25 protein-coding genes and 2 riboswitches are annotated in these 25,920 nt (G+C 66.7%); of the genes, 14 read left to right on the top strand and 11 right to left on the bottom strand.

Annotated features, from left to right (window positions below; all coding sequences use genetic code 11):
- Positions 1–25 precede the first annotated feature (25 nt).
- The 6 genes from F8O09_RS02420 (at position 26) to F8O09_RS02395 (ending at position 8,229) form a co-directional block, all read left to right on the top strand.
- Positions 26–1,102 carry an AI-2E family transporter gene (locus F8O09_RS02420; RefSeq protein ID WP_192497522.1) on the top strand — a complete coding sequence of 359 codons (1,077 nt, stop codon included), beginning with the start codon at positions 26–28 and terminating at the stop codon, positions 1,100–1,102.
- Positions 1,103–1,207: 105 nt separating this feature from the next.
- Positions 1,208–2,527, top strand: coding sequence for a uracil-xanthine permease family protein (locus F8O09_RS02415; protein ID WP_158031177.1), 1,320 nt, complete (start codon positions 1,208–1,210; stop codon positions 2,525–2,527).
- A gap of 69 nt (positions 2,528–2,596) precedes the next feature.
- Positions 2,597–3,232, top strand: a complete 636-nt coding sequence (gene upp, locus F8O09_RS02410) for a uracil phosphoribosyltransferase (protein WP_158031178.1) — start codon at positions 2,597–2,599, stop codon at positions 3,230–3,232.
- 120 nt (positions 3,233–3,352) lie between these two features.
- Positions 3,353–5,578, top strand: a complete 2,226-nt coding sequence (locus tag F8O09_RS02405) for an NADP-dependent isocitrate dehydrogenase (protein ID WP_158053807.1) — start codon at positions 3,353–3,355, stop codon at positions 5,576–5,578.
- Between the two features lie 342 nt (positions 5,579–5,920).
- Positions 5,921–7,444, top strand: a complete 1,524-nt coding sequence (locus tag F8O09_RS02400) for an aldehyde dehydrogenase family protein (RefSeq protein ID WP_158053806.1) — start codon at positions 5,921–5,923, stop codon at positions 7,442–7,444.
- A 239-nt stretch (positions 7,445–7,683) separates the two neighbouring features.
- Positions 7,684–8,229, top strand: a complete 546-nt coding sequence (locus F8O09_RS02395) for a DUF779 domain-containing protein (protein WP_158031181.1) — start codon at positions 7,684–7,686, stop codon at positions 8,227–8,229.
- On the opposite strand, the gene F8O09_RS02390 is transcribed toward F8O09_RS02395, so the two are convergent.
- Both F8O09_RS02390 and F8O09_RS02385 read right to left on the bottom strand, forming a co-directional pair.
- Positions 8,230–10,071: a sigma-54-dependent Fis family transcriptional regulator gene (locus F8O09_RS02390; protein ID WP_158053805.1), complete on the bottom strand. Its 1,842-nt coding sequence runs from the start codon at positions 10,069–10,071 to the stop codon at positions 8,230–8,232. It abuts the gene before it with no gap.
- A 25-nt stretch (positions 10,072–10,096) separates the two neighbouring features.
- The gene (locus F8O09_RS02385; RefSeq protein WP_192497521.1) at positions 10,097–10,900 is read right to left on the bottom strand and encodes an alpha/beta fold hydrolase; all 804 of its coding nucleotides are present in this window, start codon (positions 10,898–10,900) and stop codon (positions 10,097–10,099) included.
- Positions 10,901–11,000: 100 nt separating this feature from the next.
- On the opposite strand from F8O09_RS02385, the gene F8O09_RS02380 reads away from it, so the two are divergent.
- Positions 11,001–11,204 (top strand): hypothetical protein, encoded by a 204-nt coding sequence (locus F8O09_RS02380; RefSeq protein ID WP_158053803.1) that lies wholly within the window; start codon positions 11,001–11,003, stop codon positions 11,202–11,204.
- Positions 11,205–11,276: 72 nt separating this feature from the next.
- On the opposite strand, the gene ybaK is transcribed toward F8O09_RS02380, so the two are convergent.
- Genes ybaK through thiE form a run of 3 tightly spaced genes read right to left on the bottom strand, consistent with a single transcriptional unit; the run spans position 11,277 to position 13,424 of the window.
- Complete coding sequence (gene ybaK / locus F8O09_RS02375; protein ID WP_158053802.1) at positions 11,277–11,792, bottom strand: Cys-tRNA(Pro) deacylase; 516 nt, start codon at positions 11,790–11,792, stop codon at positions 11,277–11,279.
- Between the two features lie 24 nt (positions 11,793–11,816).
- On the bottom strand, positions 11,817–12,716 hold the full coding sequence (locus F8O09_RS02370) for a fructose bisphosphate aldolase (protein WP_158031827.1): 900 nt from the start codon (positions 12,714–12,716) through the stop codon (positions 11,817–11,819).
- A 60-nt stretch (positions 12,717–12,776) separates the two neighbouring features.
- On the bottom strand, positions 12,777–13,424 hold the full coding sequence (gene thiE / locus F8O09_RS02365) for a thiamine phosphate synthase (RefSeq protein ID WP_158054421.1): 648 nt from the start codon (positions 13,422–13,424) through the stop codon (positions 12,777–12,779).
- Between the two features lie 112 nt (positions 13,425–13,536).
- A riboswitch (TPP riboswitch) is annotated at positions 13,537–13,670 on the top strand.
- Between thiE and F8O09_RS02360 the strand changes: the two genes are divergently transcribed.
- The 4 genes from F8O09_RS02360 (at position 13,663) to moeB (ending at position 17,147) form a co-directional block, all read left to right on the top strand.
- Positions 13,663–14,940 (top strand): FAD-dependent oxidoreductase, encoded by a 1,278-nt coding sequence (locus tag F8O09_RS02360; protein ID WP_158053801.1) that lies wholly within the window; start codon positions 13,663–13,665, stop codon positions 14,938–14,940. It overlaps the preceding riboswitch by 8 nt.
- Positions 14,937–15,173 carry a sulfur carrier protein ThiS gene (thiS, locus tag F8O09_RS02355; protein ID WP_158037698.1) on the top strand — a complete coding sequence of 79 codons (237 nt, stop codon included), beginning with the start codon at positions 14,937–14,939 and terminating at the stop codon, positions 15,171–15,173. Before F8O09_RS02360 ends, thiS begins: the two co-directional genes overlap by 4 nt.
- Position 15,174: 1 nt before the next feature.
- A complete protein-coding gene (locus tag F8O09_RS02350) occupies positions 15,175–15,960 on the top strand; it encodes a thiazole synthase (RefSeq protein WP_158053800.1) in 786 nt (261 codons plus the stop codon).
- Positions 15,957–17,147 (top strand): molybdopterin-synthase adenylyltransferase MoeB, encoded by a 1,191-nt coding sequence (gene moeB, locus F8O09_RS02345; protein WP_158053799.1) that lies wholly within the window; start codon positions 15,957–15,959, stop codon positions 17,145–17,147. The genes F8O09_RS02350 and moeB overlap by 4 nt, the downstream gene beginning before the upstream one ends.
- 71 nt (positions 17,148–17,218) lie before the next feature.
- Here the strand turns inward: moeB and thiD are convergent, their stop codons facing one another.
- From thiD to F8O09_RS02330, 3 genes are all read right to left on the bottom strand, one after another.
- Complete coding sequence (thiD, locus tag F8O09_RS02340) at positions 17,219–18,082, bottom strand: bifunctional hydroxymethylpyrimidine kinase/phosphomethylpyrimidine kinase (RefSeq protein ID WP_225732816.1); 864 nt, start codon at positions 18,080–18,082, stop codon at positions 17,219–17,221.
- Positions 18,073–18,168: riboswitch (TPP riboswitch) on the bottom strand. It overlaps the preceding gene by 10 nt.
- Positions 18,169–18,203: 35 nt before the next feature.
- The gene (locus F8O09_RS02335; protein ID WP_192497520.1) at positions 18,204–18,929 is read right to left on the bottom strand and encodes a DsbA family protein; all 726 of its coding nucleotides are present in this window, start codon (positions 18,927–18,929) and stop codon (positions 18,204–18,206) included.
- Positions 18,930–19,037: 108 nt separating this feature from the next.
- Positions 19,038–20,297, bottom strand: a complete 1,260-nt coding sequence (locus tag F8O09_RS02330; RefSeq protein ID WP_158053797.1) for an MFS transporter — start codon at positions 20,295–20,297, stop codon at positions 19,038–19,040.
- A 142-nt stretch (positions 20,298–20,439) separates the two neighbouring features.
- Between F8O09_RS02330 and F8O09_RS02325 the strand changes: the two genes are divergently transcribed.
- Positions 20,440–21,099: a M48 family metallopeptidase gene (locus tag F8O09_RS02325; protein WP_192497519.1), complete on the top strand. Its 660-nt coding sequence runs from the start codon at positions 20,440–20,442 to the stop codon at positions 21,097–21,099.
- A gap of 35 nt (positions 21,100–21,134) precedes the next feature.
- On the opposite strand, the gene F8O09_RS02320 is transcribed toward F8O09_RS02325, so the two are convergent.
- Positions 21,135–21,932: an SGNH/GDSL hydrolase family protein gene (locus F8O09_RS02320; RefSeq protein ID WP_158031192.1), complete on the bottom strand. Its 798-nt coding sequence runs from the start codon at positions 21,930–21,932 to the stop codon at positions 21,135–21,137.
- Entirely contained in the window at positions 21,925–22,644 is a 720-nt protein-coding gene (locus F8O09_RS02315; protein WP_225732815.1) for a DedA family protein, read from the bottom strand. Before F8O09_RS02315 ends, F8O09_RS02320 begins: the two co-directional genes overlap by 8 nt.
- 154 nt (positions 22,645–22,798) lie before the next feature.
- On the opposite strand from F8O09_RS02315, the gene F8O09_RS02310 reads away from it, so the two are divergent.
- On the top strand, positions 22,799–23,587 hold the full coding sequence (locus F8O09_RS02310) for a sulfite exporter TauE/SafE family protein (protein WP_158053795.1): 789 nt from the start codon (positions 22,799–22,801) through the stop codon (positions 23,585–23,587).
- 46 nt (positions 23,588–23,633) lie between these two features.
- Here F8O09_RS02310 and F8O09_RS02305 read toward each other — a convergent pair whose 3' ends face one another.
- Entirely contained in the window at positions 23,634–25,193 is a 1,560-nt protein-coding gene (locus F8O09_RS02305; RefSeq protein WP_158031194.1) for a helix-turn-helix domain-containing protein, read from the bottom strand.
- A 134-nt stretch (positions 25,194–25,327) separates the two neighbouring features.
- Here F8O09_RS02305 and F8O09_RS02300 point away from each other — a divergent pair, with 134 nt between their 5' ends.
- The gene (locus F8O09_RS02300; protein WP_158037705.1) at positions 25,328–25,738 is read left to right on the top strand and encodes a hypothetical protein; all 411 of its coding nucleotides are present in this window, start codon (positions 25,328–25,330) and stop codon (positions 25,736–25,738) included.
- Positions 25,739–25,920: the final 182 nt, after the last annotated feature.

Genomic DNA, 25,920 nt, shown 5'->3' with positions numbered 1-25,920 from the left:
TGACGTCTGCACTCAGGAGGATCATATGTCGACCCCGGAACCAGCGACACGCGCAAAATGGCTGCCCCGCGGCCCCGGCGTGATGTCCGGCTTCTCGACGACGGTCGGCGTGCTGCTGGCAGTGCTTCTGGCCGCTGTCGTCGTCGCGATCATCAAGCCGCTGACCCTGGTGTTCTTCGCCCTCTTCATCACGCTCGGACTGGAGCCGGTGATCCGCTGGCTCGAGAGCAGGGGGATGAAGCGCCCGCTGGCGCTCGGCACGGTGCTCGGCGTGGGCCTGCTGATCTTCGGCGTGGTCGTCTGGATGATCGTGCCCGGCATCGTGCAGCAGGTCGGCCAGTTCGTCGACACGGCGCCGAAGAGCTTCGACGAAGTCAGCCAGCGGCCCTGGTTCCTGCACGTGGACGAGCAGTTCAACGGAGCGGCGACCACGACGCTGCAGACGATCGAGACACAGGTGACGAACCCCGACTTCTGGTGGGGCGTCGGCGGTGGAGCCTTCGAGATCGGCCGCGGCGTGGTCGACGCCATGACCGGCACGATCTTCGTGCTGATTCTGACCCTCTACTTCGTGGTCTCCCTCGATCGCATGAAGCAGGCGTTCTCACTGCTGGTGCCGAAGACGAAGCGTGCGAACGTCATGGACATCACCGAAGAGATCACCGGCTCGGTCGGCAGCTACCTCGGCGGCATGGTCGTGCTGGCCTTCTGCAACGCGGTCTTCAGTCTGATCGTGATGACCGTCTTCGGTGTTCCGTTCTCGCTCGTGCTCGCCATGCTCGCGCTGTTCATCACGATGATCCCGCTCATCGGCAGTGTGATCAGCACCGTGCTGATCACTGCGGTCGCCCTGCTCGGCTCACCGCTCACCGCGTTGTTCGTCGCCCTCTGCCTGATCATCTACATGCAGGTCGAGGCATATGTCCTGACTCCGCGCATCGTCGGCAAGAGCGTCAACATTCCCGGATCGCTCGTGCTGATCGGTGCGATGGTGGGTGCGACGCTCGCTGGACTGATGGGGGCTCTCGTCGCCTTTCCCGTGGCCGCTTCGATCCTCATCATCGTCAAACGCGTGATCGTGCCCGCTCAGGAGCAGCGCTGAGACGATCGCATGTAACCTGCGTGCAATGCGGGTCGGCGTAAGATCTTCCCTCGGCGTGGCAGGCCTCCACGACTGTTCGCCACTTCACCAGACTGAGGAGACGACATGGCTCGAGGAGCTTTCGACTGGCGGCTGCACGGAGACGGCGTGCACATCGGACCGGGCGAGGCGGTGGCTCCCGACGAGCGACTGACCTGGCCGCGCACGATCGGCATCGGCACCCAGCATGTGGTCGCCATGTTCGGCTCCACCTTCCTGGTGCCGCTGCTCACCGGATTCCCACCGGCGACGACCCTGCTGTTCTCCGGCCTCGGCACCATCATCTTCCTGCTGCTGACCCGAAACCGGGTGCCCAGCTACCTCGGATCGAGCTTCGCCTTCATCGCCCCGATCGCCGCGGCGCAGAGCGAGCACGGGTACGCGGGCGCGCTCGGCGGCGTCGTGATCGCCGGTGCCACGCTGTTCGTCATCGGCCTGGTCGTGCAGCGGGCGGGCGTTCGATGGATCGAATGGCTGATGCCGCCTGTCGTCACCGGTGCGATCGTCGCTCTGATCGGCCTGAACCTCGCGCCCAGTGCCAAGGCGAACTTCGAGGTCGCCCCAATCACCGCGCTGGTGACGCTGGGAGCGATCATCCTGTGGGGCGTGCTCTTCCGTGGGTTCCTCGGTCGTCTGTCGATTCTGTTCGGCGTGGTGATCGGCTACGTCACTGCGGTCGTCCGCGGTGAGGTCGACTTCTCGGCCATCGCCGACGCGGCATGGTTCGGGCTGCCGCACTTCCAGACGCCCACCTTCCACATCTCGACCGTGGGCCTCTTCGTGCCCGTCGTCTTCGTGCTGATCGCTGAGAACATCGGACATGTGCGGTCGGTCGGCATGATGGTCGGCCGAAATCTCGACGACAACATCGGTCGTGCGCTGATCAGCGACGGTCTTGCCACGGTGCTCGCGGGTTCGGGCGGCGGCTCGGGCACGACCACCTACGCAGAGAACATCGGTGTGATGGCCTCGACCAAGGTGTTCTCGACCGCGGCCTACTGGGTCGCCGGCATCGTCGCTGTGCTGCTGAGTCTCTTTCCCAAGTTCGGAGCGGCGATCGCCACGGTGCCCGCCGGTGTGCTCGGAGGCGCCGGTGTGGTGCTCTACGGCATGATCGGTGTGCTCGGCGTGCGCATCTGGGTCGAGAACAAAGTCGACTTCTCGAAGTCGATCAACCTGACCACAGCCGGGGTCGCGCTGATCATCGCGATCGCCGACTTCACCTGGCAGGCCGGCGACCTGGTGTTCGGCGGCATCGCATTGGGAACCTTCGCCGCCATCGCCGTCTACCACGTCATGCGTGGAGTGACCCGGCTGCGCGGCGGGCGCAGCACGACGCCGGTTTCGCCGGCGAGCACGGATCGGGTGGACGAAGCCGCGCACTGATCCACGCGAGTCGACCGAGCCTGGCCGGCCGCGACATCCTCATCACCATGACACGACTAGGCTGAGAGCATGCGTCTGATCACTCCCAATCACCCCCTCATCGACCACAAGCTGACCGTTCTCCGAGACCGGAGCACCCCGCAGCCGGTGTTCCGTCAGCTCGTCGAAGAGCTCATGACGCTGCTGGCCTACGAGGGAACCCGCGATGTGGCCGTCGAAGCCGTCCGCGTCATGACGCCCGTCGCCGAGACCACCGGTGTGCGGCTGCAGCAGCCGCTGCCGCTGGTGGTGCCGATCCTGCGCGCAGGACTCGGCATGCTCGAGGGCATGACGAAACTGCTGCCGACCGCTGAAGTGGGGTTCCTCGGCATGGTGCGCGACGAGCAGACGCTGCAGCCGACGACGTATGCGAAGCGGCTGCCCGACGACCTCAGCGATCGTGCCTGCTTCGTGCTCGATCCGATGCTCGCGACCGGTGGTTCGCTGATCGGTGCGATCGACTACCTCTTCGAACGCGGAGCTCGCAAGGTGACCGCGATCTGCATTCTGGGTGCGCCGCAGGGAGTCGAGGCGGTCGAAAAGCACTTCGAGGGCCGCGATCTCACCGTGGTGCTCGGCGCCGTCGACGAGGGGCTGAACGACCAGAGCTACATCGTTCCGGGCCTCGGCGACGCCGGCGATCGGCTCTACGGAACCATCGACTGATCCCTCCCGAGGCCGTGCGTCGCCCGGCGCCGCATCCGGTATCGTGGGGTGCGGAAGTTCCACGAGTCTTTCGCAGGGCGAAAGATCTCACCGAACCTGATCAAGGGAGACAGTTCATCCATGGCGAAGATCATCTATACGCACACCGACGAGGCCCCGCTGCTCGCCACGTATTCCTTCCTGCCGATCCTGCAGGCGTTCACCGCGACCGCCGACATCGATGTGCAGACGAAAGACATCTCGCTGGCCGGCCGCATCTTGGCCGCGTTCAGCGATCGCCTTCCCGCAGAGCAGCAGGTGGGCGACGCGCTGGCCGAGCTCGGTGCGCTGGCCAAGACGCCTGAGGCCAACATTCTGAAGCTGCCGAACATCTCGGCATCGGTGCCGCAGCTCAAGGCGGCCGTCGCCGAGCTGCAGAGCAAGGGCTTCGACGTGCCAGACTTCCCGGACGAGCCGGCAGACGACGACGAGCGCAGCGTGCGCGCCGTCTACGACAAGATCAAAGGCTCGGCGGTCAACCCCGTGCTTCGTGAGGGAAACTCCGATCGTCGTGTGCCGGTCGCCGTGAAGAACTTCGCGCGCAAGCATCCGCACTCGGTGGCTGAGTGGTCGCCCGAGTCGAAGACTCGCGTGCTCACGCTCGGCGACCATGACTTCCGTCACAACGAGCAGTCGGTGGTGCTGCCGAAGGCCGACGATCTCACCGTGCAGCTCGTCGCCGACGACGGCAGTGTCACGGTGCTGAAAGAGTCGATCCCGGTGCTCGAGGGAGAGGTCTTCGACGCGACGTTCCTCAGCGCCAAGGCACTGGATGACTTCCTCAAAGAGTCCATTCAGCAGGCGAAAGACGCCGGCGTCATCTTCTCAGTGCACCTCAAGGCGACCATGATGAAGGTCTCAGACCCGGTCATCTTCGGTCACGTCGTGCGCGCGTTCTTCCCCGACCTCTTCGAGAAGTACGGTGACGCTCTCGAAGCGGCGGGCATCAGCGCGAACAACGGCCTGGGCGGCGTGATCGCCGGCATCGACTCGCTGCCAGAGGATGTTCGCGAAGGTGTGCGCGAGGCCATCGAGGCCGGCTACCAGAACGGTCCGCGTCTGTCGGCGGTCAACTCTGACAAGGGCATCAGCAATCTGCATGTGCCGAGTGACGTCATCATCGACGCCTCGTTGCCCGCGCTGATCCGCAACGGCGGTCGGCTCTGGGACATGACCGGCGCCGAGGACGACACCTTCGCGGTGATTCCGGACAGCTCCTACGCAGGCGTCTACGAGGCCACCATCGAAGACGCGGTGCGCAACGGCAAGTTCGACCCGACGACGGTGGGCAGCGTTCCCAACGTCGGTCTCATGGCGAAGAAGGCAGAAGAGTACGGCAGCCACGACAAGACCTTCGTGATCGATCGACCCGGCGTCGTGCAGGTGCTCGACCAGGCAGGCGAGGCGCTCATCGAGCAGCGCGTCGAGGCCGGCGACATCTGGCGCGGCTGCCAGAGCAAAGACGAGTCGATTCGCGACTGGGTCAAGCTCGCGGTCACTCGTGCGCGTCTGTCCGAAACGCCCGTCGTGTTCTGGCTCGACGACAGCCGTGCCCACGATCGCAACCTCATCGAGAAGGTGCACGCCTACCTCGCCGATCTCGACACCGACGGGCTCGACATCCGTGTGCTCTCGCCGATCGAGGCCACGAAGTTCACGCTGAAGCGCTTCCGCGCGGGCGAAGACACCATCTCTGCCAGCGGCAACGTGCTGCGTGACTACCTGACCGACCTGTTCCCGATCCTGGAGGTCGGCACCAGCGCCAAGACGCTGTCAGTCGTTCCGCTGCTCGCCGGCGGCGGCCTCTTCGAGACCGGTTCCGGCGGTTCGGCCCCCAAGCACGTGCAGCAGTTCCTGGCCGAGAACCATCTGCGCTGGGACAGTCTCGGCGAGTACCTCGCCATCAGCGAGAGCCTGCGCTTCCATGCTCGAAAGAGCGACAGCCCGCGCGCGCAGGTGCTGGGCGACGCGCTTGACCAGGCCACCGAGCGCTACCTCAACGAAGATCGCTCGCCGTCGCGCAAGGCCGGAGAGATCGACGACCGTGGCAGCCACTACTACGTGGCTCGCTTCTGGGCTGAGAACCTTGCGCAGCAGACCGACGACGCCGAGCTCGCCGAGCTCTTCGCCCCGGTCGCCAAGGCGCTGTCCGAGGGCGAGCAGCAGATCACGAGCGATCTGCTCGCAGTGCAGGGCAGCCCGGTCGACATCGGCGGCTACTATCGTCCCGACGACGCACTCGCCTCGGCGGCGCTGCGTCCTTCTGCCGCGCTGAACGAGATCATCGACTCGATCGGTCGCGCCTGAACGACGCACCTCTCGGTGGCGCACGGGCTGTGACCGGCGCCTGATCTCGCGAGACGCCGGCATCCACGTGCAGAACGTGTGATGCCGGCGTCTTTCGTCTCCGCAGCCCTGCCGCGCAGCCGAGCCCACAGCTCGACGCGCGGCAGATCACTCCGGCAGATGTCGGCGAAAGATGTCGGTCGGCGAACGGAAATGTGCCATTCTGACACGACCACGACCGACATCGTATACACCGGTTGTTTCCCCTCTCTGCACTGTCAGAATGAGTGATGTGCGGCCAAGGACGGTCGCGAGGCTGCCGGGTCAGCTTGGTCCGGCGACAAGCGGAATATAAGGAGCATCATGACGATCTATGCAGCGCCCGGCAGCGAGGGCAGCCTGATCACGTTCCAGGAGAAGTACGACAACTTCATCGGCGGCGCGTGGGTGCCGCCGGCAGACGGAGAGTACTTCGACAACATCACTCCGGTCACCGGCAAGGTCTTCACCAAGGTGGCACGCGGCAAAGGCGCCGACGTCGAGAAGGCGCTCGACGCCGCATGGGCGGCGTTCCCGAAGTGGAGCAAGCTCTCTGCAACCGAGCGAGCTGACATTCTGTGGAAGATCGGCGACCGCATCGACGCCAGCCTCGAGAAGCTCGCCGTCGCTGAGACGTGGGACAACGGCAAGCCGGTGCGCGAGACGCTCGCCGCCGACATCCCGCTGGCGGCCGATCACTTCCGTTACTTCGCCGCCGCGATCCGCGCGCAGGAGACCAACACCAACGAGATCGACAGCGACATGGTGGCCTACCACTTCAAAGAGCCGCTGGGCGTCGTCGGTCAGATCATCCCGTGGAACTTCCCGATTCTGATGGCTGCGTGGAAGATCGCTCCCGCTCTTGCAGCGGGAAACACCATCGTTCTGAAGCCCGCAGAGTCGACCCCGGTCTCGCTGCTCGAACTGATCAAGGTCATCGAAGACCTGCTGCCGGCCGGCGTGCTGAACATCGTCAACGGCTTCGGCGCCGAAGCCGGTGCTGCGCTGACGTCGAGCAACCGCATCCGCAAGATCGCGTTCACCGGGTCGACGACGACGGGTCGGTTCATCGCGCAGCAGGCCGCGAACCTGATCATTCCCGCCACGCTCGAGCTGGGCGGCAAGAGCCCGAACATCTTCTTCGAAGACGTCGCCGACAAGAAAGACGACTTCTACGACAAGGCGCTCGAGGGCTTCGCACTCTTCCAGCTCAACCAGGGCGAGATCTGCACCTGCCCGTCGCGTGCGCTGATCCAAGAATCGATCGCCGACACGTTCCTGCCTGACGCAGTGGCTCGGGTCGAGAAGTCGATTCAGGGCGACCCGCTCGACACGGCCACGCAGGTCGGCGCCCAGGCCAGTGAGGCTCAGCTGAAGAAGATTCTCAGCTACCTTGAGATCGGCAAGCAGGAAGGCGCAGAACTGCTGACCGGCGGTGAGCGCAATGTGCTCGACGGCGATCTTGCGGGCGGCTACTACATCAAGCCGACGATCTTCAAGGGCAACAACAAGCAGCGCATCTTCCAGGAAGAGATCTTCGGGCCGGTCGTCTCAGTGACGACGTTCAAAGACTTCGACGAGGCGCTCGACATCGCCAACGACACGCTCTACGGCCTCGGCTCGGGCGTGTGGAGTCGTAACGGCAACATCGCGTACAAGGCCGGCCGCGGCATCCAGGCCGGTCGTGTCTGGACGAACACCTATCACAACTACCCGGCGGGCGCGGCCTTCGGCGGCTATAAAGAGTCGGGCATCGGTCGTGAGACGCACAAGATGGTGCTCGATGCCTACCAGCAGGTCAAGAACCTCCTGGTGTCGTACAGCGAGAAGCCGCAGGGCTTCTTCTAAACCGACGCACACCACGTGTGACCCTGATCGCTTCGGAGATCAGGGCAGCATACGGGGGTGACCGCAGGCCGAGTCGCAGCTGTGTCGGCTCGGACATCGACGTGACGGGGCGTGCCCGATCGTTCCGCTTCGGAACGGCGGGCCGCCCCGTCATCGTCTTCGATGGCTGGCACTCGACGTGCGCGTCCGTCACGATGGGAACACCGGCATCTTCGATGCCTTCGACGAAGGAGTCAATCATGAGCCCACGCACTGAGTCAGTCGACGGCACGCCTGCCGCACTGCTCGAACAGGCGCTGCACTCGCGAGTCGTGATCACGACCGCGGCTGCGGCGGTGCTGCACACCATTCGTGAGAAGCACGGCGACGTGATCTTCCATCAGTCCGGCGGCTGCTGCGAGGGATCAGGGCCAGCATGCTTTCGAGTGGGCAGCTACATCGTCTCACCGCTCGACCGACTGCTGGGCTTCGTCCTGGACGGCAGCAGTGCGGATGCCGCGGGCACGCCGGTCTGGATCTCCAGCACGCAGTTCTCGGCGTGGGAGCACACCCAGGTCGTGATCGACGTGGCAGAGGGTGTCGGCCTGGGCGGATTCTCGCTGGAGGGGCCCGAAGGGTACGTCTTTCTGTCTCGCGGCCGTCTGTTCAGCAGCGAGGAGACCGCCGAGCTGGCTCCGGCTCCCACGAAGGCCGAAGTCGACGCAGGGGCTGAGACGCCGAGACCGCTGCCACCGGTCGATCTCGACGGCGAGTTCGGCTCGGTCTGTCAGCTGCCGACCTTCTGATCAGATGTCTTCGAGGCCGTAGGCACGCATCTTGCGGTAGAGCGACGACCGCGAGATGCCCAGCGCCTGAGCCGTCGCAGACTTGTTTCGGTTGCACTCGTACAGGTTCTGCACGATCGCATCCCGCTCGATGGCCTCCATGGCGGTGAGCACCATGAGGTCGCTGAGGCTCGCGAAGCGTGGGATGTCGCTGCGCTGCACGGTCTGCCCGGGCTCGAGGTTCGAGACCAGCGTCGCGAGCACGTCGTGCAGCTGCTTGAGATTTCCGGGCCAGCTCGACTGGCTCAGCGCGGCCATGGCGTCGTCTGCGACGCGCAGCGGCTGTCTGTCGCCGGCGAGCACCTGCAGAAACTGCGCGACGATGCCGGGAATGTCGTCCGGGCGATGTCGCAGAGCGGGAATCATCGTGGTGTGCTGAAAGAACGGGAGCAGCTGTGCCGAGGGCATCCGGTCGCTCATGTGCGACGGGTTGTACGTCGCGGCCACCAGCACGTCGGCGGAACGGGTGATCAGGAACTCGGCCAGCGGCTCGATGGTCTCTTGCGGCAGCGAGTGGATGTTGCGCAGAATGAGCAGGTCTGGCCGGCCGGCGAGCAGCTGTGCGAAGCCGCGGCCGCGACGCACGCGACGATACAGGTCTTCGGGCTCGACGATCGTGCTGCGGCCGTCGGGCTTGAGCTGGTGGAAGATCTCGTCGACGGCCGAGGTCTTGCCCGTTCCGGTCTCGCCGACTGCGAGCACCGACTCGCGTCGACGCAGTGCTGCGCCCAGATCGGTGCGAGTCTGCAGCCACAGAGGAGACCGTCCAGAGAGCAGCTGGACGTCTGCGAAGCGACGATAGTTCTCGCCCAGACGCATGGTGCTGCTCGTGCCGGTGTGGCCGATGACCCCGAGCGAGCGACTGGTGCCGATGAACTCGAGCTCGAGCACCAGACCGTCTTGAGCGAGCCCGGACGACATCAGCAGCGTCGGCTTCATCACGCACTCGGCACCGGTGTGCAGACGAACCTGTCGGCGATCGGCGCTGTGCTGGGTGATCATGCGCAGGGCGGTGCGCTGCAGCATGGCTCGGTCTTCGACGTCGAGCGTGAGCGTCGCCCAGGTGTTGCAGATCTCGAAGCCGTCGGCGTAGGCGAGCACCGGCCCGGTTGCCAGCGCGTCGCGATCGCTGAACAGGCGCAGCAGCGGCTGGCGTTCGCTGGTCGTCTCGTCCAGCAGTCGATGCTCGATGCGTCTCTTGGCGATGCTGAGGGTGTGACGCATCAGCTTGGTCGCGAGTTCGTCTCGGGTGGCCTTGGTGGTCATCTCGACGACGCCGATGAGCTGACCGCTGATCGGGTGGCGCAGCGGCAGGCCGACACAGGCGTACTGCTGGAAGGCGTCGTTGAAGTGTTCGGCGCCGATGACGGCAGTGGGCCTGCCCGTCGCAAGCGTCGTGCCGATGCCGTTCGTGCCGACCGACGCCTCGGCGAAAGAGTAGCCGGGCAGCATGTTGATCTCGCTGAGCGAGTCGCGGCCGGAGATGTCGCAGAACGCGGCCGACACGATGTTGCCGGTGGTGTCGGCGACGACGACGCCGGCGCTGACCTCGCTGAGGTCGCCGGCGAGGGTCTGCAGCGCTTCGGTCGAGTGCCGGGCCAACGGTGTCTGAGCCACGCTGCTGATCGGCGTGATCTGCTGCAGGTCGTGCGCCGAGACATCGGCCTCGCGGCAGCGTCGCCAGGATTCGGCGATCTCAGGGCGCAGCAGTGCGTCGTCGACGGCGCCGGAGGTGATCAGCCGCTCGCGGGCCCGGACGGCCCCAGAGAGGCCTTTGGGCATGCGAGGCGATGGAACTGACACGGGTGCAGTCTATGCGATGAATCTGTCAGCGAGCGAGGAAGTCGGCGGTCGCCTGGCACGCTGTCGGCGAACGCAGGATTCCACTGTGCGTGACCCCCGGGAGCAGGCGGATGCGGGCGTTCGGCAGGTATGCGGCCGCCAGCCGGGCAGCCTGCTCGCGTTCGGCATCCGCACAGCCGGCCAGAAGCAGCGTCGGCATGCGCATCGTGGAGAGCACGCGGGTCGGCACGCCGCGATCTCCGTCGGCCGCGGTCATGTAGGCGGCGAGGGCGAGCGGGTCGTTCATCCGCATGGCCAGAACGGTCGAAGCCGAGAGGGGGCGGCCGAGATGCTGCTCCCAGCGCTCGATGAACAGCTCCATAGACCCCTGTCGCAGCGTCTCGACGATGCCGGGAAAGAAGACCCGGTCGAATGCGCCGGGGGAGTTCTGCGGCGATCCCGCCACGCTCACCATCGTCGAGACTCGTGTGGGGTGGTCTGCAGCGAGTGAGAACATGATGCGACCGCCGAGAGAATAGCCCACGACTGCCGCCTGGGGAATCTGAGCGGCGTCGAGCACATCGCAGACGTCTGTGACGAAGTGGCGCATGTCGTAGGCCGTCGCGTCGTGCGGTCTGCCGCTGCGGCCGTGACCGCGGAGATCCATGGTGAGCACGTCTCGGGCCGGCAGAACCGGGTCGATCCAGCCCATGCCGCGCCAAACGGACTGCGACAGCGCGGTGCCGTGCAGCATGATGACTGGAGCCAGGTCGGTCGCTGCCGTCGCGCTGAAACGGCGGCAGCGCAGTTCGACGCCGTCGAGCGATGAGTGCACGGTGAACGACTGCATGTGTGGAGAGTACCTCATGCGCTCGATCGGCCTTCGGCGGGTCGATATATCATCTCGTGGTTCCGAGGTGAGCCGCTCGTGCTCGGCTTAGACTGCAGACATGAGCACGAACCGAGAGAAGGATCCCGGGCGAAGGGCCCGGAAGGAAGCTGGGCTCGATGCTGATCTCGAACAGATCTGGCAGGATGAGTCCCCGATGACTGCACAGAGCACCGACTTCGCCGACCAAGTCGACGGAGAGCTCGGCACGCGTCGTCGCGCTGGATCGAAGCACAACGATTCGGCTGCCGTCTCTGAGAGCTGACCTGAACTCTCACACCGGTGGTGGTGTCTCACAGCGTGGACGCCGCCACCGGTTCTCTGCGCCCGGCGCCGCTCAGTCGCGTTTGGCGATGGGGGCGTAGCATGCTCCGGTGACGCTGCAGAGGTCGTCTGGCGCCAGCTCGACGTCAAGCCCACGCTGACCGCCGGAGACCAGCATGGTCTCGATGGAGCGGGCGCCGTCGTCGACGAAGATGGGCAGCCGGCTCTTCTGCCCCAGCGGACTGATGCCGCCGACCACATAGCCGGTGCGGCGCTGTGCCAGCTGAGGATCGGCCATGTGGCACCGTTTGACTCCCAACGCGTGCGCCATGGCCTTGAGATCGAGTCGCGCATCCAGACTCACGACGCCGACGGCGAGATCCTGACTGCGCGATGCAGCACCGTCGATCTCGACGACCAGCGTCTTGAAGATGCGGTCTGCAGGCAGATCGAGCTTGTCGACGGCTTCGTCGCCGAAGTGTCGGTCATCGGGGTCATGCTCGAAGCCGTGCAGCTGATAGGCCACTCCGGCACGGTCGAGGGCACGGGTCGCCGGCGTGGCCGACCCGTGCCCTCTGTGCGCTGCCATCTGTGTCGATCTCTTTCGCGTGTCTCAGCCGGCGATCGACGCCTGGTAGATGCTCTCGATGGCGGCGTCGAGCGTCTGGTTGAACTCGTCGTCGCTCTGCTGTGCGGTGAGACCCTCGGTGAGGGCGCGGCTGAAGCTGGCGATGACTCCCGGATTCTTGGCCAGCAGCGCGTTGGCCTCGTCTCGGCTGTAGCCACCTGAGAGGGCCACGACGCGCACGACGCGGTCGTGGTCGACGAGAGCGGAGTAGAAGCCGGCCTCGGTGGGCAGTGAGAGCTTGAGCGTCACGTTGCGCCCCTCGGGCAGCGCATCGAGGTGCTGCAGAATCTGATCGCGCAGAATCGACTCGGAATCGGCCTTGTCTGCTGCGGTGATGTCGACCTCGGGCTCGATGATCGGCACGAGCCCGGCGTCGAGCACCTGATCGGCCAGCTCGAACTGCTGGTCGACGACGGCGATGATGCCCGACTCGTTGGCCTGTTTGATCAGCGAGCGCTCTTTCGTGCCGAAGACCTCGTTCGCGTTCGCCTTGTCGAGCTGCTGCTGCAGCGTCGGGATCGGCTTGAGCACCTGCACGCCGTCTTTGAGCTCGGCGAGCCCTTTGTCGATCTTCAGGAACGGCACGATGCCCAGCTCGTTCCAGAGATACTTCGCGCTCGGGGCCCCGTTGATCTCACGGTCGACCGTCTGCTCGAAGAGAATCGCGCCGAGCACACGCTCGCTGGTGAAAGCAGGGCTGGTGATGATGCGAGTGCGCAGCTCGTGAATGAGGTCGAACATCTCGGTCTCATTGCGGTACTGCGATTCGTCCACTCCGTAGAGACGCAGCGCCTTGGGCGTGCTGCCTCCGGACTGATCGAGCGCGGCCAGGAAGCCGGCACCGGTCGAGAACCGCTCGTACTGTGCATCGAACACTGATGACATGGTCACCGCTTTCTTTGTTTGGTCAGCAGGGTGCCGTCGTGCGACACGACGATCATTATCTCACGCTGTGACGAGCTCGGGCAGCGGTGGCAGCGCCGAGCGCAGCTCGCGAGCGGCGGCCTCGGGGTCGTCTGCCTGGGTGATCGCACGTACGACGACGATGCGGTTCGCCCCGGCGTCGAGCACCTGCTCCAGGGTCTCGGCGTTGACGCCGCCGATGGCGAACCACGGCTTGGCATCGCCACGGCTCTGCGTATGCACCTGTCGTACGGCGTCGAGGGTGACCGGGGCCCGACCCGGTTTCGTGGGAGTGCGCCAGACCGGCCCGATGCAGTAATAGTCAGGATCGCCCAGACGCGCCTGCTCGGCCTGCACTCGGGAATGCGTCGACAGGCCGACGAGCGTGCCCTCCGGCAGCAGCGAACGGGCGTCGGCGACGCTGAGGTCGCGCTGCCCGACGTGCAGGATGTCGGCGCCGGTCAGCGTGGCGACGTCGGCTCGGTCGTTGGCGGCGAAGAGTCGCCCATGTCGGCGCGCCGCAGCCGCGAGCAGCTCGAAGTACTCCAGCTCATCACCGGCGTCGAGATGCTTGTCGCGCAGCTGAATGATGTCGACGCCTCCGCGGTAGGCGGCGTCCACGAACTCGTCGAAGTCTCCGGTGCCCAGTCTTGCGTCGGTGCACAGATACAGCTGCGCCTGCTGCAGCATGCTCAGTCGCCATTCTCGGGTGCGAGGTGTGGCGTGCGGGTCGGTGGAGCGGTCAGCGTGCTGAGACTTGACGATCATGCGTCCAGTGTACGAACCGGGCGGTACAATTGCCCCACATGAGCACGGGAGCCGAGAACTCGGCTGAGAGTGCGCGCGATTCACCAGGCCGAAACAGGCCGGTGATCGTGTGCAGACCGTCGACCTGATCCGGATCATACCGGCGTAGGAAGCGAGCAGAATGAACAAGCATGTCATCGTCATCGGTGCCGGCGTCGTCGGCCTGGCGACCGCGTGGCGACTGCATCAGCGCGGTCACGCGGTGACGATCGTCGATCCGGCGCCCGCCTCGGGCGCCAGTCATGCGGCGGCCGGGATGCTCGCCGCCGTGAGCGAGTACGCCTTCGAAGAAGAGAGTCTGCTCGCGCTCTCCGTGCCGGCCGCGCGTCTCTACCCGCAGATCGTCGCCGAGCTGGACCAGGCGACCGTGGTCGGCACCGGCTACCGGTCGACGCCGACCATCGTCGCCACCGCCGACGCCGCCGATCGCGAGCTGCTGCGAAGCCTGCGCGCCCAGCAGCTCGAACTCGGGCTCGACGTGCAGGATCTCACCTCACGAGAGGCCCGTGCGCTTGAGCCGCTGCTCGGCCCGGGCATCAGCGGGGCGTTCCTGGCCCGCGACGACCACCAGATCACCCCGCGACGCCTCGCCGGGGCCTATATGTCGGCCCTCGAAGTGTGCGACGACGTGCATGTGGTGCCAGAACGCGCCGTGGAACTGCTCTGGCGAGACGAGCGGGTGGTCGGCGTTCGTCTCGAACCGAGCGAACGTCGAGAAGGGCCGGTCACCCATCGCTTCGACGAACAGCCCGCGTGGCCGTCGAGCGAGGTCGTGGCCGACGTGCCGCCGGCGAGCCCGATCCCGAGCGTGTCGGCGCAGCAGGTCATCGAGGCAGACGAAGTCGTGGTGGCCAACGGCCTGGAGAGCCCGAGGCTCGGCGGCCTGCCGCGAGGTCTGGTCTGGCCGATCCGCCCGGTGCACGGCGACGTGCTGCGTCTGCGCACTCCGGAGCGGCTGCGCCCGCTCACCACTCACACGATCCGCGGCCTCGTCCACGGCCGCAGCGTCTACATCGTGCCGCGCGAAGACGGAACGGTCGTGATCGGGGCGACCGAACGCGAAGACGCTCGAGACGCCGTGCTCGCAGGCAGCGTGCTGCAGCTGCTTCGCGACGCCCACGAGCTGCTGCCGGCGGTCGACGACCTCGAACTCATCGAGGCCACTGCTCGTGCCCGCCCCGGCACACCGGACAACGCGCCTCTGCTCGGCCGAGTCGCCGACGGGCTGCTCGCCAACACCGGCACCCACCGCCATGGCATCCTGCTCAGCGCTCAGAACGCCGTCGTGATCTCCGATCTCGTCGACGGCACCGCCGCAGCATCCGACTGGCAGGCGTTCGACCCCTGGCGCTTCTCGTCAGACGATCGATCCGAGACCCCCACAGGAGCATCCGCATGACACAGATCATTCTGAACGGCGAGGCCGTCGAGACCGAGGCCGACTCGGTGCTCGCCCTCGTGGCCGAACGAACCGGCACCCCGCTCGCCGCCGACGGCCGACCCGCCGACGGCTCGCGGCTCGGCGTCGCGGTGGCCGTCGACGAGACGATCGTGCCGCGCGGCCGCTGGGCGCAGACGGTGCTCACACCGCAGGCCCGCATCGAACTCGTGACCGCGAAACAAGGAGGCTGAGATGGCTGACCACGACGATGACGATCTCTTCGAGGTCGCGGGGCGGTCGTACCGTTCGCGGCTGATCATGGGCACCGGCGGCGCACCCAGCCTCGACGGGCTGGAACAGGCGCTGCTGGCCAGCGGCACCGAGCTGACCACGGTCGCGATGCGACGGCACACCCCTTCGGCGGGGCCGAGCCTGTTCGACATCCTGCGGCGCAACGACATCGAGGTGCTGCCCAACACGGCCGGCTGCTTCACCGCGCGTGAGGCCGTTCTCACCGCTCAGCTTGCGCGCGAGGCGCTCGAGACGAACCTGGTGAAGCTCGAGGTCATCGCCGACGACCAGACGCTGCTGCCCGACGGGCTCGAACTCGCCGACGCGACCGAGCAGCTGGTCAACGACGGGTTCGACGTCATGGTCTACACCAACGACGACCCGATTCTGGCGCGCCATCTCGAGCAGGCCGGTGCCGCGGCGATCATGCCGCTCGGGGCGCCGATCGGCACCGGGCTGGGCATTCTGAACCCGCACAACATCGCGGTGATCACCGCGAACGCCGGAGTGCCCGTGGTGCTCGACGCCGGCGTGGGCACGGCCAGCGATGCGGCTCTCGCCATGGAGCTCGGTTGCGACGCGGTGCTGCTCGCCACGGCGGTGACGCGAGCGGAGCATCCGGCGGTCATGGCGCGCGCATTCCGGCACGCGGTCGTGGCCGGGCGGCTCGCCGCTCTCGGCGGGCGCATTCCGAAGAGGGCGGACGCACTGGCGTCGTCTCCTGTCGAAGGCCGGCCCGACCTGTGAGTGGCGTCGATCACATCGCATCGTTCGTCGAGAGGCTCCAGTCTCTCGACGAGCTGCCCGTGCTCACCGACGACGAGCGACGCAGGTACTCCCGCCAGCTCATTCTGCCCGGGGCAGGCGAGGCAGCGCAGCGTCGGCTGAAGGCCGCCCGTGTGCTGGTCATCGGCGCAGGCGGTCTCGGATCGCCGGTGCTGGAGTATCTGGCAGCGGCCGGCGTGGGCACGATCGGCGTCGTCGACGACGACCGGGTCGACGAGTCGAATCTGCAGCGGCAGGTCATTCACGGCGTCGACCGCATCGGCGAGCTCAAAGTGACCTCGGCGGCGCAGACGGTGGCGCGCATCAATCCGCTGGTGAACCTCGAGGCTCATGCCGTGCGGCTCGATCGAGACAATGCGCTGCGCCTGTTCGCCGAGTACGACCTCGTCGTCGACGGTGCCGACAACTTCGCCACCCGCTACCTTGTGGCAGACGCGGCAGAGATCGCCGGACGACCGGTGGTCTGGGGATCGATTCTGCGCTATGAGGGACAGGTCAGCGTCTTCGGCATCGACGCGGGCTACCGCGACCTCTTTCCTGAGCCGCCAGAGCCCGGCGAGGTGCCCTCCTGCGCCGAAGGGGGAGTCTTCGGCGTGCTGCCGGGCATGATCGGAACGGTGATGGCCGGTGAGGCGATCAAGCTCATCACCGGCATCGGCGAGCCTCTGGTCAACCGTGTGCAGGTGCTCGACGCGGCAGCGGGCCGATGGCGCGAGCTGCGACTGACGCCTGACCCCGACCGGGTCAGGGTGCACGATCTCGAGGCCGACTACGTCGAGCTCTGCGGCACGCCGGGCATGGCACAGGGGACCAGTGTGACGGCTCGTGATCTGCAGTCGCTGCTGCAGCGACGAGCCGCCGGCGAGATCGACTTCGATCTCATCGATGTGCGAGAACCGGACGAGTTCGACCTCGTGCACATTCCGGGAGCGCGGCTGCTGCCGTTGGCCCGGCTGCAGCACGAGATCCGTGCCCAGGCCTTCGACGTCCCGGCCGGACGCGAGGTCATTCTGGTCTGTAAGACGGGCGCACGCTCGACGCAGGCGCTCGAAATGCTGCGTGACTCCGGACGCACCAACGTGCGGCAGGTGGTGGGCGGCACGATGGGCTGGGTGCAGACGGTCGATCCCTCGCTGCCGCGCTACTGAATCATCGCTGAGCCCCTGAACCATCGCTGCGCCACTGAACCATCTCTGCGCGACTGGCTCGGCGTCGAGCGTCAGCGCAGGTCGACGAAGTGATCGACCGGGCCGTGACCCTGCCCGACGTGCAGAGCGTCGGCGCTGCGCAGCGCCCGGGTGAGCCAGGCCTTGACCGTGATCAGCGCGGTGGGCCAGTCGTCGCCTGCCGCGAGGCGAGTCGCCATGGCCGAAGAGAGCGTGCATCCGGTTCCGTGCGTGCAGTCGGTGTCGACGCGCGGAGCGTCGGCTTCGAAGAGCCCGTCGGGCACGGGCGACCCCTCAGGGTCAGACCGGGCGTCGACAAGCGCGTCGTGCACGCGATCGCCGACCAAATGCCCGCCTTTGACGAGCACCACGGTATCGCAGCGTGCGCTGACGAGTCGGGCCTGAGCCACGGCATCCGCCCACGTCTGTGCCTCAGACGCGTCGGCGAGCACCGCGAGCTCCGGAACGTTGGGGGTGATCAGATCGGCACTGCGGCAGAGATCTCGCACGGCCGCCTCGGCGTCTTCGGCAAGCAGGCGGTCGCCGCTGGTGGCCACCATCACTGGGTCGAGCACCACGATCGGCGGCCGCACCTCGTCAAGCCAGGCCTTCACCGTCGTGACGGTGTCGGCGTCGGCGAGCATGCCGATCTTCACGCCGTCGATCTCCACGTCGTCAGACACAGCCTCCAGCTGCTCGCGCAGAAAAGAGACCGGCGGCAGGTGCACCGAGCGCACGCCCCGGGTGTTCTGCGCCACGAGCGCGGTGACGACCGCCATGGCGTAGCCGCCCATCGCCGAGATCGATTTCAGATCGGCCTGCACCCCGGCGCCGCCGGTGGGGTCGGTGCCTGCGATGCTGAGGATGCGCGGCACGCGGATGCTCTCCGGGCGTGATGCGGCATGGTTGACGGTCATTTGGACGATCCCTTCGCTCGTGCTGACGAGAGCAGGTTCGACGGGTCTCTTCTCAGCCCTCGTTCGGGGCACCCCGTGTCACACGCACAGAGTATACGCCTGCGACCCCGGAGGGTCAGTCTCAGCGAGCGTCGGCGCCGACCCGCGTCTGCACCTCGTGCAGCACCTCGTGCAGCACCTCGAGCAGGGCCTCGACCGGCTGGGCGCCGGAGGCGCCGAAGCGATCGTTGAACAGGAAGAACGGCACAGATGAGATGCCGAGCTCGGCGGCGCGTCGTTCGTCGGCCTGCACCTCGCCCGTGTGCGAATGCGTGGTCAGCTCGCGACTGATCGATGCGACATCGAGGCCCTGCTCACCGGCGATCTCCTCGAGCGTCTCGAGACGACCGATGTGGCGGCCCTCGCTGAAGTGGGCGTGAAACAGTGCCAGTGCGACTTCGCGTTCCCGGTGGTCGAGACGGGCCGCGTGCAGCAGCTCGTGGGCGAGACCGGTGTTCGACTGCTGCAGCACGTCGAAGTGGAAGTCGAGCCCGGCGTCGGCGGCGGCCACGGTCACTCGTTCGAGCTCGGTTTGGGCCTGAGACACCGTGATGCCCTTGATGTCGGCCAGATGCTGCGCCGCGCTGCGGGCGTCTGCGTCATCTGCATCGGGGTTGAGCTCGTAGCTGCGCAGGCCGAGCAGCACACGGTTCTCAGGCCGCTCTTCGCTGAAGCGCTGTACCGCTGCGAGCAGATTGCTCAGTCCGATGTAGCTCCACGGGCAGGCGAGGTCGATCCAGGTCTCGACGCGGAGCGCAGGCGCTCCGTCTGACGACGACTGCTGAGCGGGCGCGGGGGAGTCTGGCATGTTCGGTCTCTCATCCATCTGAAAAAGGGTGACTCCATGCTAGCGAGAGCTTCGTGCACGCTCACGACGACCGGCCGAGCGGTGCGACCCCAGACGAGCCGCCGGGCTTCAGACCCGACCGCGACCGGAGAGTTCCGGAGGCAGGAACTTCGGCGTGAAGTGCCACAGCAGCCAGGCTCCGACGACGCCCAGACCGGCCATGACCGCGGCAGAGGCCGCGATTCCTGCGGCGGCGGCGAGGCCGGAGAGAATCAGCGGCGAACTCGCGCTGCCGGCGTCTGCGACCAGGCGCCAGGCTCCCAGAAACGCCGCCGGGTGATGCTCCGGCGCCAGATCCGCGCCCATGGTCATGATGATGCCGGATCCGAGGCCGTTGGCCAGAGACATCAGGCTCGCCGTGACGAGCAGCCCCCACGGCCCGTGCACCGGCAGCAGCGCGAGGTGTGTCACCGCCAGACCGAGCAGCGTCGGCAGCACGACCCAGAGCCGCCCGAAGCGATCCATGAGCTGGCCCGACACGTAGAAGAGCGCGAGGTCGAGGGCACCCGCGATGCCCATGATCAGCGCGATGGTCTCGGTGTCTGCGCCGATGTGCGTGCCCCAGAGCGGCAGAATGACCTGGCGGCTGGATCGCAGCAGCTGCACTGCGGCGATTCCCAGCCCCATGGTCGCGAGCACGCGTCGCGAGCTGACGAGGGTCTGCCACAGCGATGGGGCGGATGCCGTGGTGTCGGAGGCGTGGGCATCGTGCGACTGATCTGCGGCCGGCACGTCAGACGTGGGCGCCTCGGCGGGAGGGCCAGCTCGCAGCAGTGTCTCAGGGTCGGGCATCAGGACCAGCAGCACGGCGACCACGACGCTGAGCGCGATGCTGGCCACGAAAGCCGACGTGCTGCCGAACCATGCGATCAGGGGTGCGACGAGCATGGGGCCGAGAAACAGTCCGCCTCTGACGGTGCCGCCGAGCACTGACATGGCACGGGCTCGATGTGAGACCGGCACGAGCTCGGTGAGCAGGGCGTGTCTGGCGAGGTTGAACGCGGCAGCGGCCATGCCGACCAGCAGCGTGCCGACCAGCAGCACGGTCACAGACGATCCCACTGCGGCAACCGCGGCGCCGGCTGCGCCGAGGGCAGCCGCCACGATCATCGTGCGCTGCTCGCCGAGACGAGCGACCATCCAGCTGCTGGGCAGATCGCCGATCACCTGGCCGATCATCAGCATGCCGGCGATGAGCCCCGCGAGGGCGGTGTCGGCTCCGAGCTCGACCGCTCTGGCCGGCAGCACAGGCACCAGGCAGGCCTCAGCGGTCGCGAAGAGCAGAGCTGGAAGAAAGATCGGCACGGCATACCGACGCAGCTGATTCATCCGGCCAGTGTAGACCCGAGGAGGCTGTCGGCTCTCGGTGCACTGAATCTCGCGTTGCTCGGGGGTCGGTGTCGGTGTCGGTGTCGGCCGGTCAGGGTAGAGTCAGCGCGACCGAATGAGACGAGCGAGGGCAGAAGGCACCATGGTGACGCAGCGCGGCGCACACGACGAACTGCTGCAGGTCGACGACCTGGTCTGTGTGCTTCGTCGTCGCCCCGTGCGGCGCGTGAGCCTCAGAGTGGGGCGCGTGGGCGGTGCACCCCAGAGTGCTCTGAGCGCGCTCAGCTCTGTGGTGCTGACGGCTCCGGCAGGCATGCGCGAGTTCGAGCTGCGGCGTTTCGTGCGCACCAATCGGAGCTGGATCGATCGCTGTCTGGCCGAAGAGCGGCGGCGAGACATCGCGGTTCCGCAGCTCGACTGGTCTGAAGAGCAGATCGCATGGGCGAAGGCCCGACTGGCGGAGCTCGTGCCTGCGCTGATCGCATCGTGGACCCGGCGTCTCGATCTGCCGCGGCCGACGTGGACGCCGCGTCTCATGCGCACGCGCTGGGGCAGCTGCACGCCCGCAACCCGACGCATTCGCTTCAGCCTCGAACTGGCTCGCTACGATGACGCCTATGTCGAGTACGTCGTGGTGCACGAACTCGTGCATCTGCGAGTGCACAACCACGGTGCCGAGTTCCAGGCCATGATGAGTGCCGCGCTGCCGGCGTGGCGTCGTCTGCGGGCCGCGCTCGGGCATCCGCGCGCCGACATGCTCGCACCCGGTGGCCGCGAGTGCAGGGCGCAGGAACCCGCCTGATCGCGCGTTCGCAGGCACGGCGCGACAGATGAGGCCTACTCTGAGTCGTCTGTCGGATGCACCGGGTGGTCGAGTTTGGCATGACGACCGTCTGCCGACGAGCGCCCGGTCAGCCGCCGCATCGCCCACGGCCAGAGATACTCTCTGGCCCATTGGACGTCGGCGGAGGTGACGTGCCAGCGACCGACAGGCGGCCCGGCCACATGCTCGGGGCTGAGATCGTGTTCGACACCGAGCGTCTCGAGCACGCGAATGGCCATCAGATGGTGGCCGAGGGGCGAAAGATGCAGACGATCCGGCGCCCAGCGACTGGGGTCATGGAGTGCGCGCAGCCCCCATTGGTCCACGACCAGCGCACCCCGGCGTGCGGCGCTGGCGCGCATGTTCTCGTTGTAGATGGCGACTTTGCCGCGAATCAGAGCGAAGGCGGGCATGGTGCGCAGATCGGGGCCGGTGAAGATCAGCACGGTCGCGCCGGTGGCGGTCAGCCGTGCCAGAGAGCGATCGAAGATGGCGGCCACACGGTCGGGGTCGCTGCCAGGGCGCAGAATGTCGTTGCCTCCGGCGCAGAACGTGATGAGATCCGGGCGCATCGCGATGGCCCGGTCGACCTGCTCGCGAACGATCGGCTGAATGAGCTTGCCGCGCACGGCGAGGTTGGCGTATTCGAACGTGGAAGACTGCCTGGCCAGAACTTCGGCTGCTCGGTCGGCCCAGCCTCGTACGCCGCCCGGAGCCTGCGGGTCTTCGTCTCCGACGCCTTCGGTGAAACTGTCGCCGATGGCGACGAAACGCTGAAAACGCACGGTGGCGGGTGATGAGAGCTCACTCATGCAGACTCCTTTCGTTGTTGGCCTCAGGTGCCGGTGCCGGTGACCGCCACTCGTCGGTGCGGCGGCGCATGGCATCCTCTCGAATGCGAGCACGCAGCACTCGCCGGCGGTGTCGCTGCCAGCGTTTGACCGACCAATCGATGATCACGCCCAGTGAGAGCGCGATGGCGATGGCGAGGACGGCGGCGAGAAACGGCGACTGCTTCGCCCATGCCCCGGCGAGCAGACCGATCAGCACCGAGTACACCGACCAGCTGGCTCCGGCGAGCAGACTGAGCGGGGCGAACCGGCGCCAGGGAAAGTCCGTGGCTCCGGCGGTCATGTTGACGACGACGCGCCCGACGGGAATGTAGCGGGCGGCGAGTATGAGGACGGCCGGACGGCGGTGCAGCGTGTGGCGCGCGGTCTGGATGAGCCGCTGCATGCGTGGTCGGGCCGCCCAGGCGCGCTGATCCAGATGCAGTCGCGAACCGAGCCAGAAGGCGATGTTGTCGCCGGTTGCCGCGGCAACCGCTGAGACGAGCAGCAGCATCCAGAGTTGAGGCTCGCCCTGCGCGACGGCCAGCGCCGCCAAGGCGACCACCAGAGACTCACTCGGCACGGGTGGAAAGAACGCGTCGATCGCGATGAAGAGAAACAGGAAGACGAGAACCCAGGGGCTGGACGACATCGTGAGCAGAGTCGCGTCGAACGCGTCGAACATCTCGGTCATGCACTGCCTCTCGTACCCCGACAGTCTACGGTGACTCCCGTCACGGCTCGGACAGCGTCGCCGAACCTCATGGCCAGCTCACAACGAATCGACAGCTTCGTCGCGTGACCCTCGTCGATTCGGGGGATCGGCCCGTCCGGTATGCTGACTCAATATGTTCGAGAGTCTCGACGCGATGCCGATCTGGGTGCCGATCGGCCTGGTCGTCGCTTCGCTGATCGCGGGGCTGGTCGATTCGATCGTAGGCGGCGGCGGGCTCATCCAGCTGCCGGCGCTGCTGCTCGTGCCAGGATTTCAACCGGTGCAGGCGCTGGCGACGAACAAGGTCGCTTCGGCGTGCGGCACGATCACCAGCTCGATCACCTTTGCGAGGCGGGTGCGGCCAGACTGGCGGATGCTGGCCCCCGTCGTCGTCGCGGCGTTCGCGGCTTCGTTCGGCGGGGCGGTGCTCGCCGCACGGCTGCCGGCCGGCATCTTCACGCCGATCATCGTCGTGGTGCTCGTCGGCGTGCTGATCTTCACCCTGATGAGACCGGATCTCGGCAGCCGTCCACGTGACGATGTCGGCAGCGTGTCGTTCGCGGTGCTGCGCGGGCTGGCCCTCGGCCTGGTGCTCGGCTTCTACGACGGCCTGCTGGGGCCGGGCACCGGCGTGTTCCTGGTGCTGGGCATCACGCTGGTGCTGCAGGCCGGTCTGCTTCGTGCCGCGGGTGGGGCGAAGATCGTGAACGTGGCCACCAACCTGGGCGCCCTGGCATATTTCATCCCGTTGCAGGCGGTGCACTGGCCGCTGGCGATTCTGCTCGGCGCGGCGAACCTCGTCGGCAGCTATCTCGGGGCACGGCTCACCATGCGTCTGGGGGCACGATTCGTGCGATGGATGCTGGTGATCGTGGTGAGCGCGCTGATCGTTCGCCTCGTGCTGCAGCTGTTCGGCGTGTGACCGAACAGCCGCAGGCGAGAGGCCAGGGTGCGGTTGCGCTGGCGGATCAGTCGAAGAACGTCTCGATGTCGGCACCGAGCGAGACGAGTCTCTCCTGCAGCTGCTCGTAGCCGCGGGCGATGATGTCGACGTCGCGCAGCACGCTCTCGCCCTTGGCCGCGAGCATCGCGATCAGAATCACGACCGCGGGGCGCAGCGCCGGCGGGCAGCTGATCTCGGCGCCAGACCAATGGGTCGGGCCGGTCACGTCGAGGCGATGCGGGTCGCGCAGCCGAACGTCGGCGCCGAGACGGGTGAGGTCGGTCAGATGGATGGCACGACCCTCGTACACCCAGTCGTGAATGAGGGTGTGCCCGTTGGCGCAGGCGGCGATCACCGTGAAGAACGGCAGGTTGTCGATGTTCAGACCCGGGAACGGCATGGAATGGATCTTGTCGATCGGTGCGCGCAGCGTCGAGGGAAAGACCGTGACGTCGACCAGCCGCGTGCGGCCGTTGTGCGCGGCGTACTCCGCTGAGAGCGAGTACTGCAGTCCCATCTCGTGCAGGGTCGCGAGTTCGATCTCCATGAACTCGATCGGCACGCGACGCACGGTGATCTGCGAGTCGGTGACGATGCCCGCCGTCAGCAGGCTCATGGCCTCGATCGGATCTTCGCTGGGCCAGTAGTCGACATCTGCGTCGATGTGGCTGCGGCCGGTGATGCGCAGGGTGGTGGTGCCGATGCCCTCGATCTCGATGCCCAACAGCTCGAGGTAGAAGCAGAGATCCTGCACCATGTAGTTGGGGCTGGCGTTGCGGATGGTGGTGACTCCGTCGTGCACCGCGGCTGCCATGATCGCGTTCTCGGTGACGGTGTCGCCGCGTTCGGTGAGCACGATCGAGACGTCCTGCGGGGTGTCCTGAGACACGGTGGCGTGGTACCAGCCGGCTTCGGCCTTGATGCCGAGGCCGAATGCCTGCAGAGCGATCAGGTGCGGCTGCACCGATCGCTCGCCAAGATCGCAGCCGCCGGCGTACGGCAGGTCGAAGCGGGAGTGACTGCCGAGCAGCGGCCCGAGGAACATGATGATGCTGCGGGTGCGCCGACCGGCGGCCTCGTCGATGTGGGTCAGATCGAGGTCTGCGGGAACCCGGATCTCGACGTCGTTGCCGTCATCGGTCCAGGTGACGCTGACGCCCAGGCTGCGCAGCACGTCGATGATGCGATCGACCTCGACGATGCGGGCGACGCGATGCAGGCGCGTCGTGCCGCGGTTCATCAGCGATGCGCAGAGCAGCGCGACGGCGCCGTTCTTGCTGGTCTTCACATCGATCTCGCCGTGCAGCTTCTTTCCGCCGTGCACGCGCAGATGCGTGTGTCGGGGGCGGTCTTCGAGGTTGATCAGTTCTCGTCCGAGTGCGTCGCTGATGCGGCCGAGCAGTTCGACGCCGATGTTCTGGCTGCCGTGCTCGATGCGGTTGATCGCCGACTGACTGGTGCCGACCTGTTCGGCGAGCTCTGCCTGCGTGAGATTGCGGCCCTGCCGGGCGCTGCGAATCAGCAGCCCGACCTGCTTCACGAAGGGCGAGGGGGCGTTGGGGGTGGTCTTGATCGCCTGAGTCATATGCGCGAGTGTATCTCGTATCTGAGATATTCGGAATGTGACACGCAGGGTCGGAGCAGGCGGTCGCGGTTTCGGCTCGGTAGTCTGAACCCGGTGCGGATGTGCCGCAGCCTCTGCCACGAAGGAGCATTCAGATGAACGCCGACTCCCGCAACCCGAAACCACGCATGAGCGCCTCGTCTGGACCACGAGAGCGCGGGTGGGCGGGGTGGAAGCTGACCGCCTGGGCGGCTGGCATCATGCTGGTGCCTCTGATCGTGCTGCTCTTCGTGCCGAATCACGAGATCTGGACGCTCGCATGGTTCGCCTATGTCTCGCCGATCATCGCGGTCGTGTTCGGGGCCATCTGGGGCCGGGGGCGTGAGCACCCGAGCGAGCTGTGGCAGCTGCCGGCGGCCGTCGCGGTCATTTCGGCCGTCGTGGTGCTGATCTTCATGCGGCCGTTCGACGTCATGTCGGCCACGATCATCGTGGGCGAGTGCTTCGTCGTCGGCATGATCGGAACCCTGGTCGGGCTCGGTCTGCGCAAGCTTTCGGGCAAGTAGCGCTTCACACAGACGCGCCTGGCGCAGGGCGCTGGTGGCGGCAGGCGGGGGATGCGTCGTGCGCAGCACAGAGTCTGGCGCCCCTGAGCCGGTCGCGTTTGCATCTGGGGTGCCGACGAACCACGGGCATCCAGCCAGACCACGCAGCCGTAAGGGCATATGAAAAGGCCCGGTCTGCCTCG

The sequence above is a fragment of the Pseudoclavibacter sp. CFCC 11306 genome (assembly GCF_008831235.1).
GTDB lineage: Bacteria > Actinomycetota > Actinomycetes > Actinomycetales > Microbacteriaceae > Pseudoclavibacter_A.
This window is presented reverse-complemented; position numbering and strand designations above follow the sequence as displayed.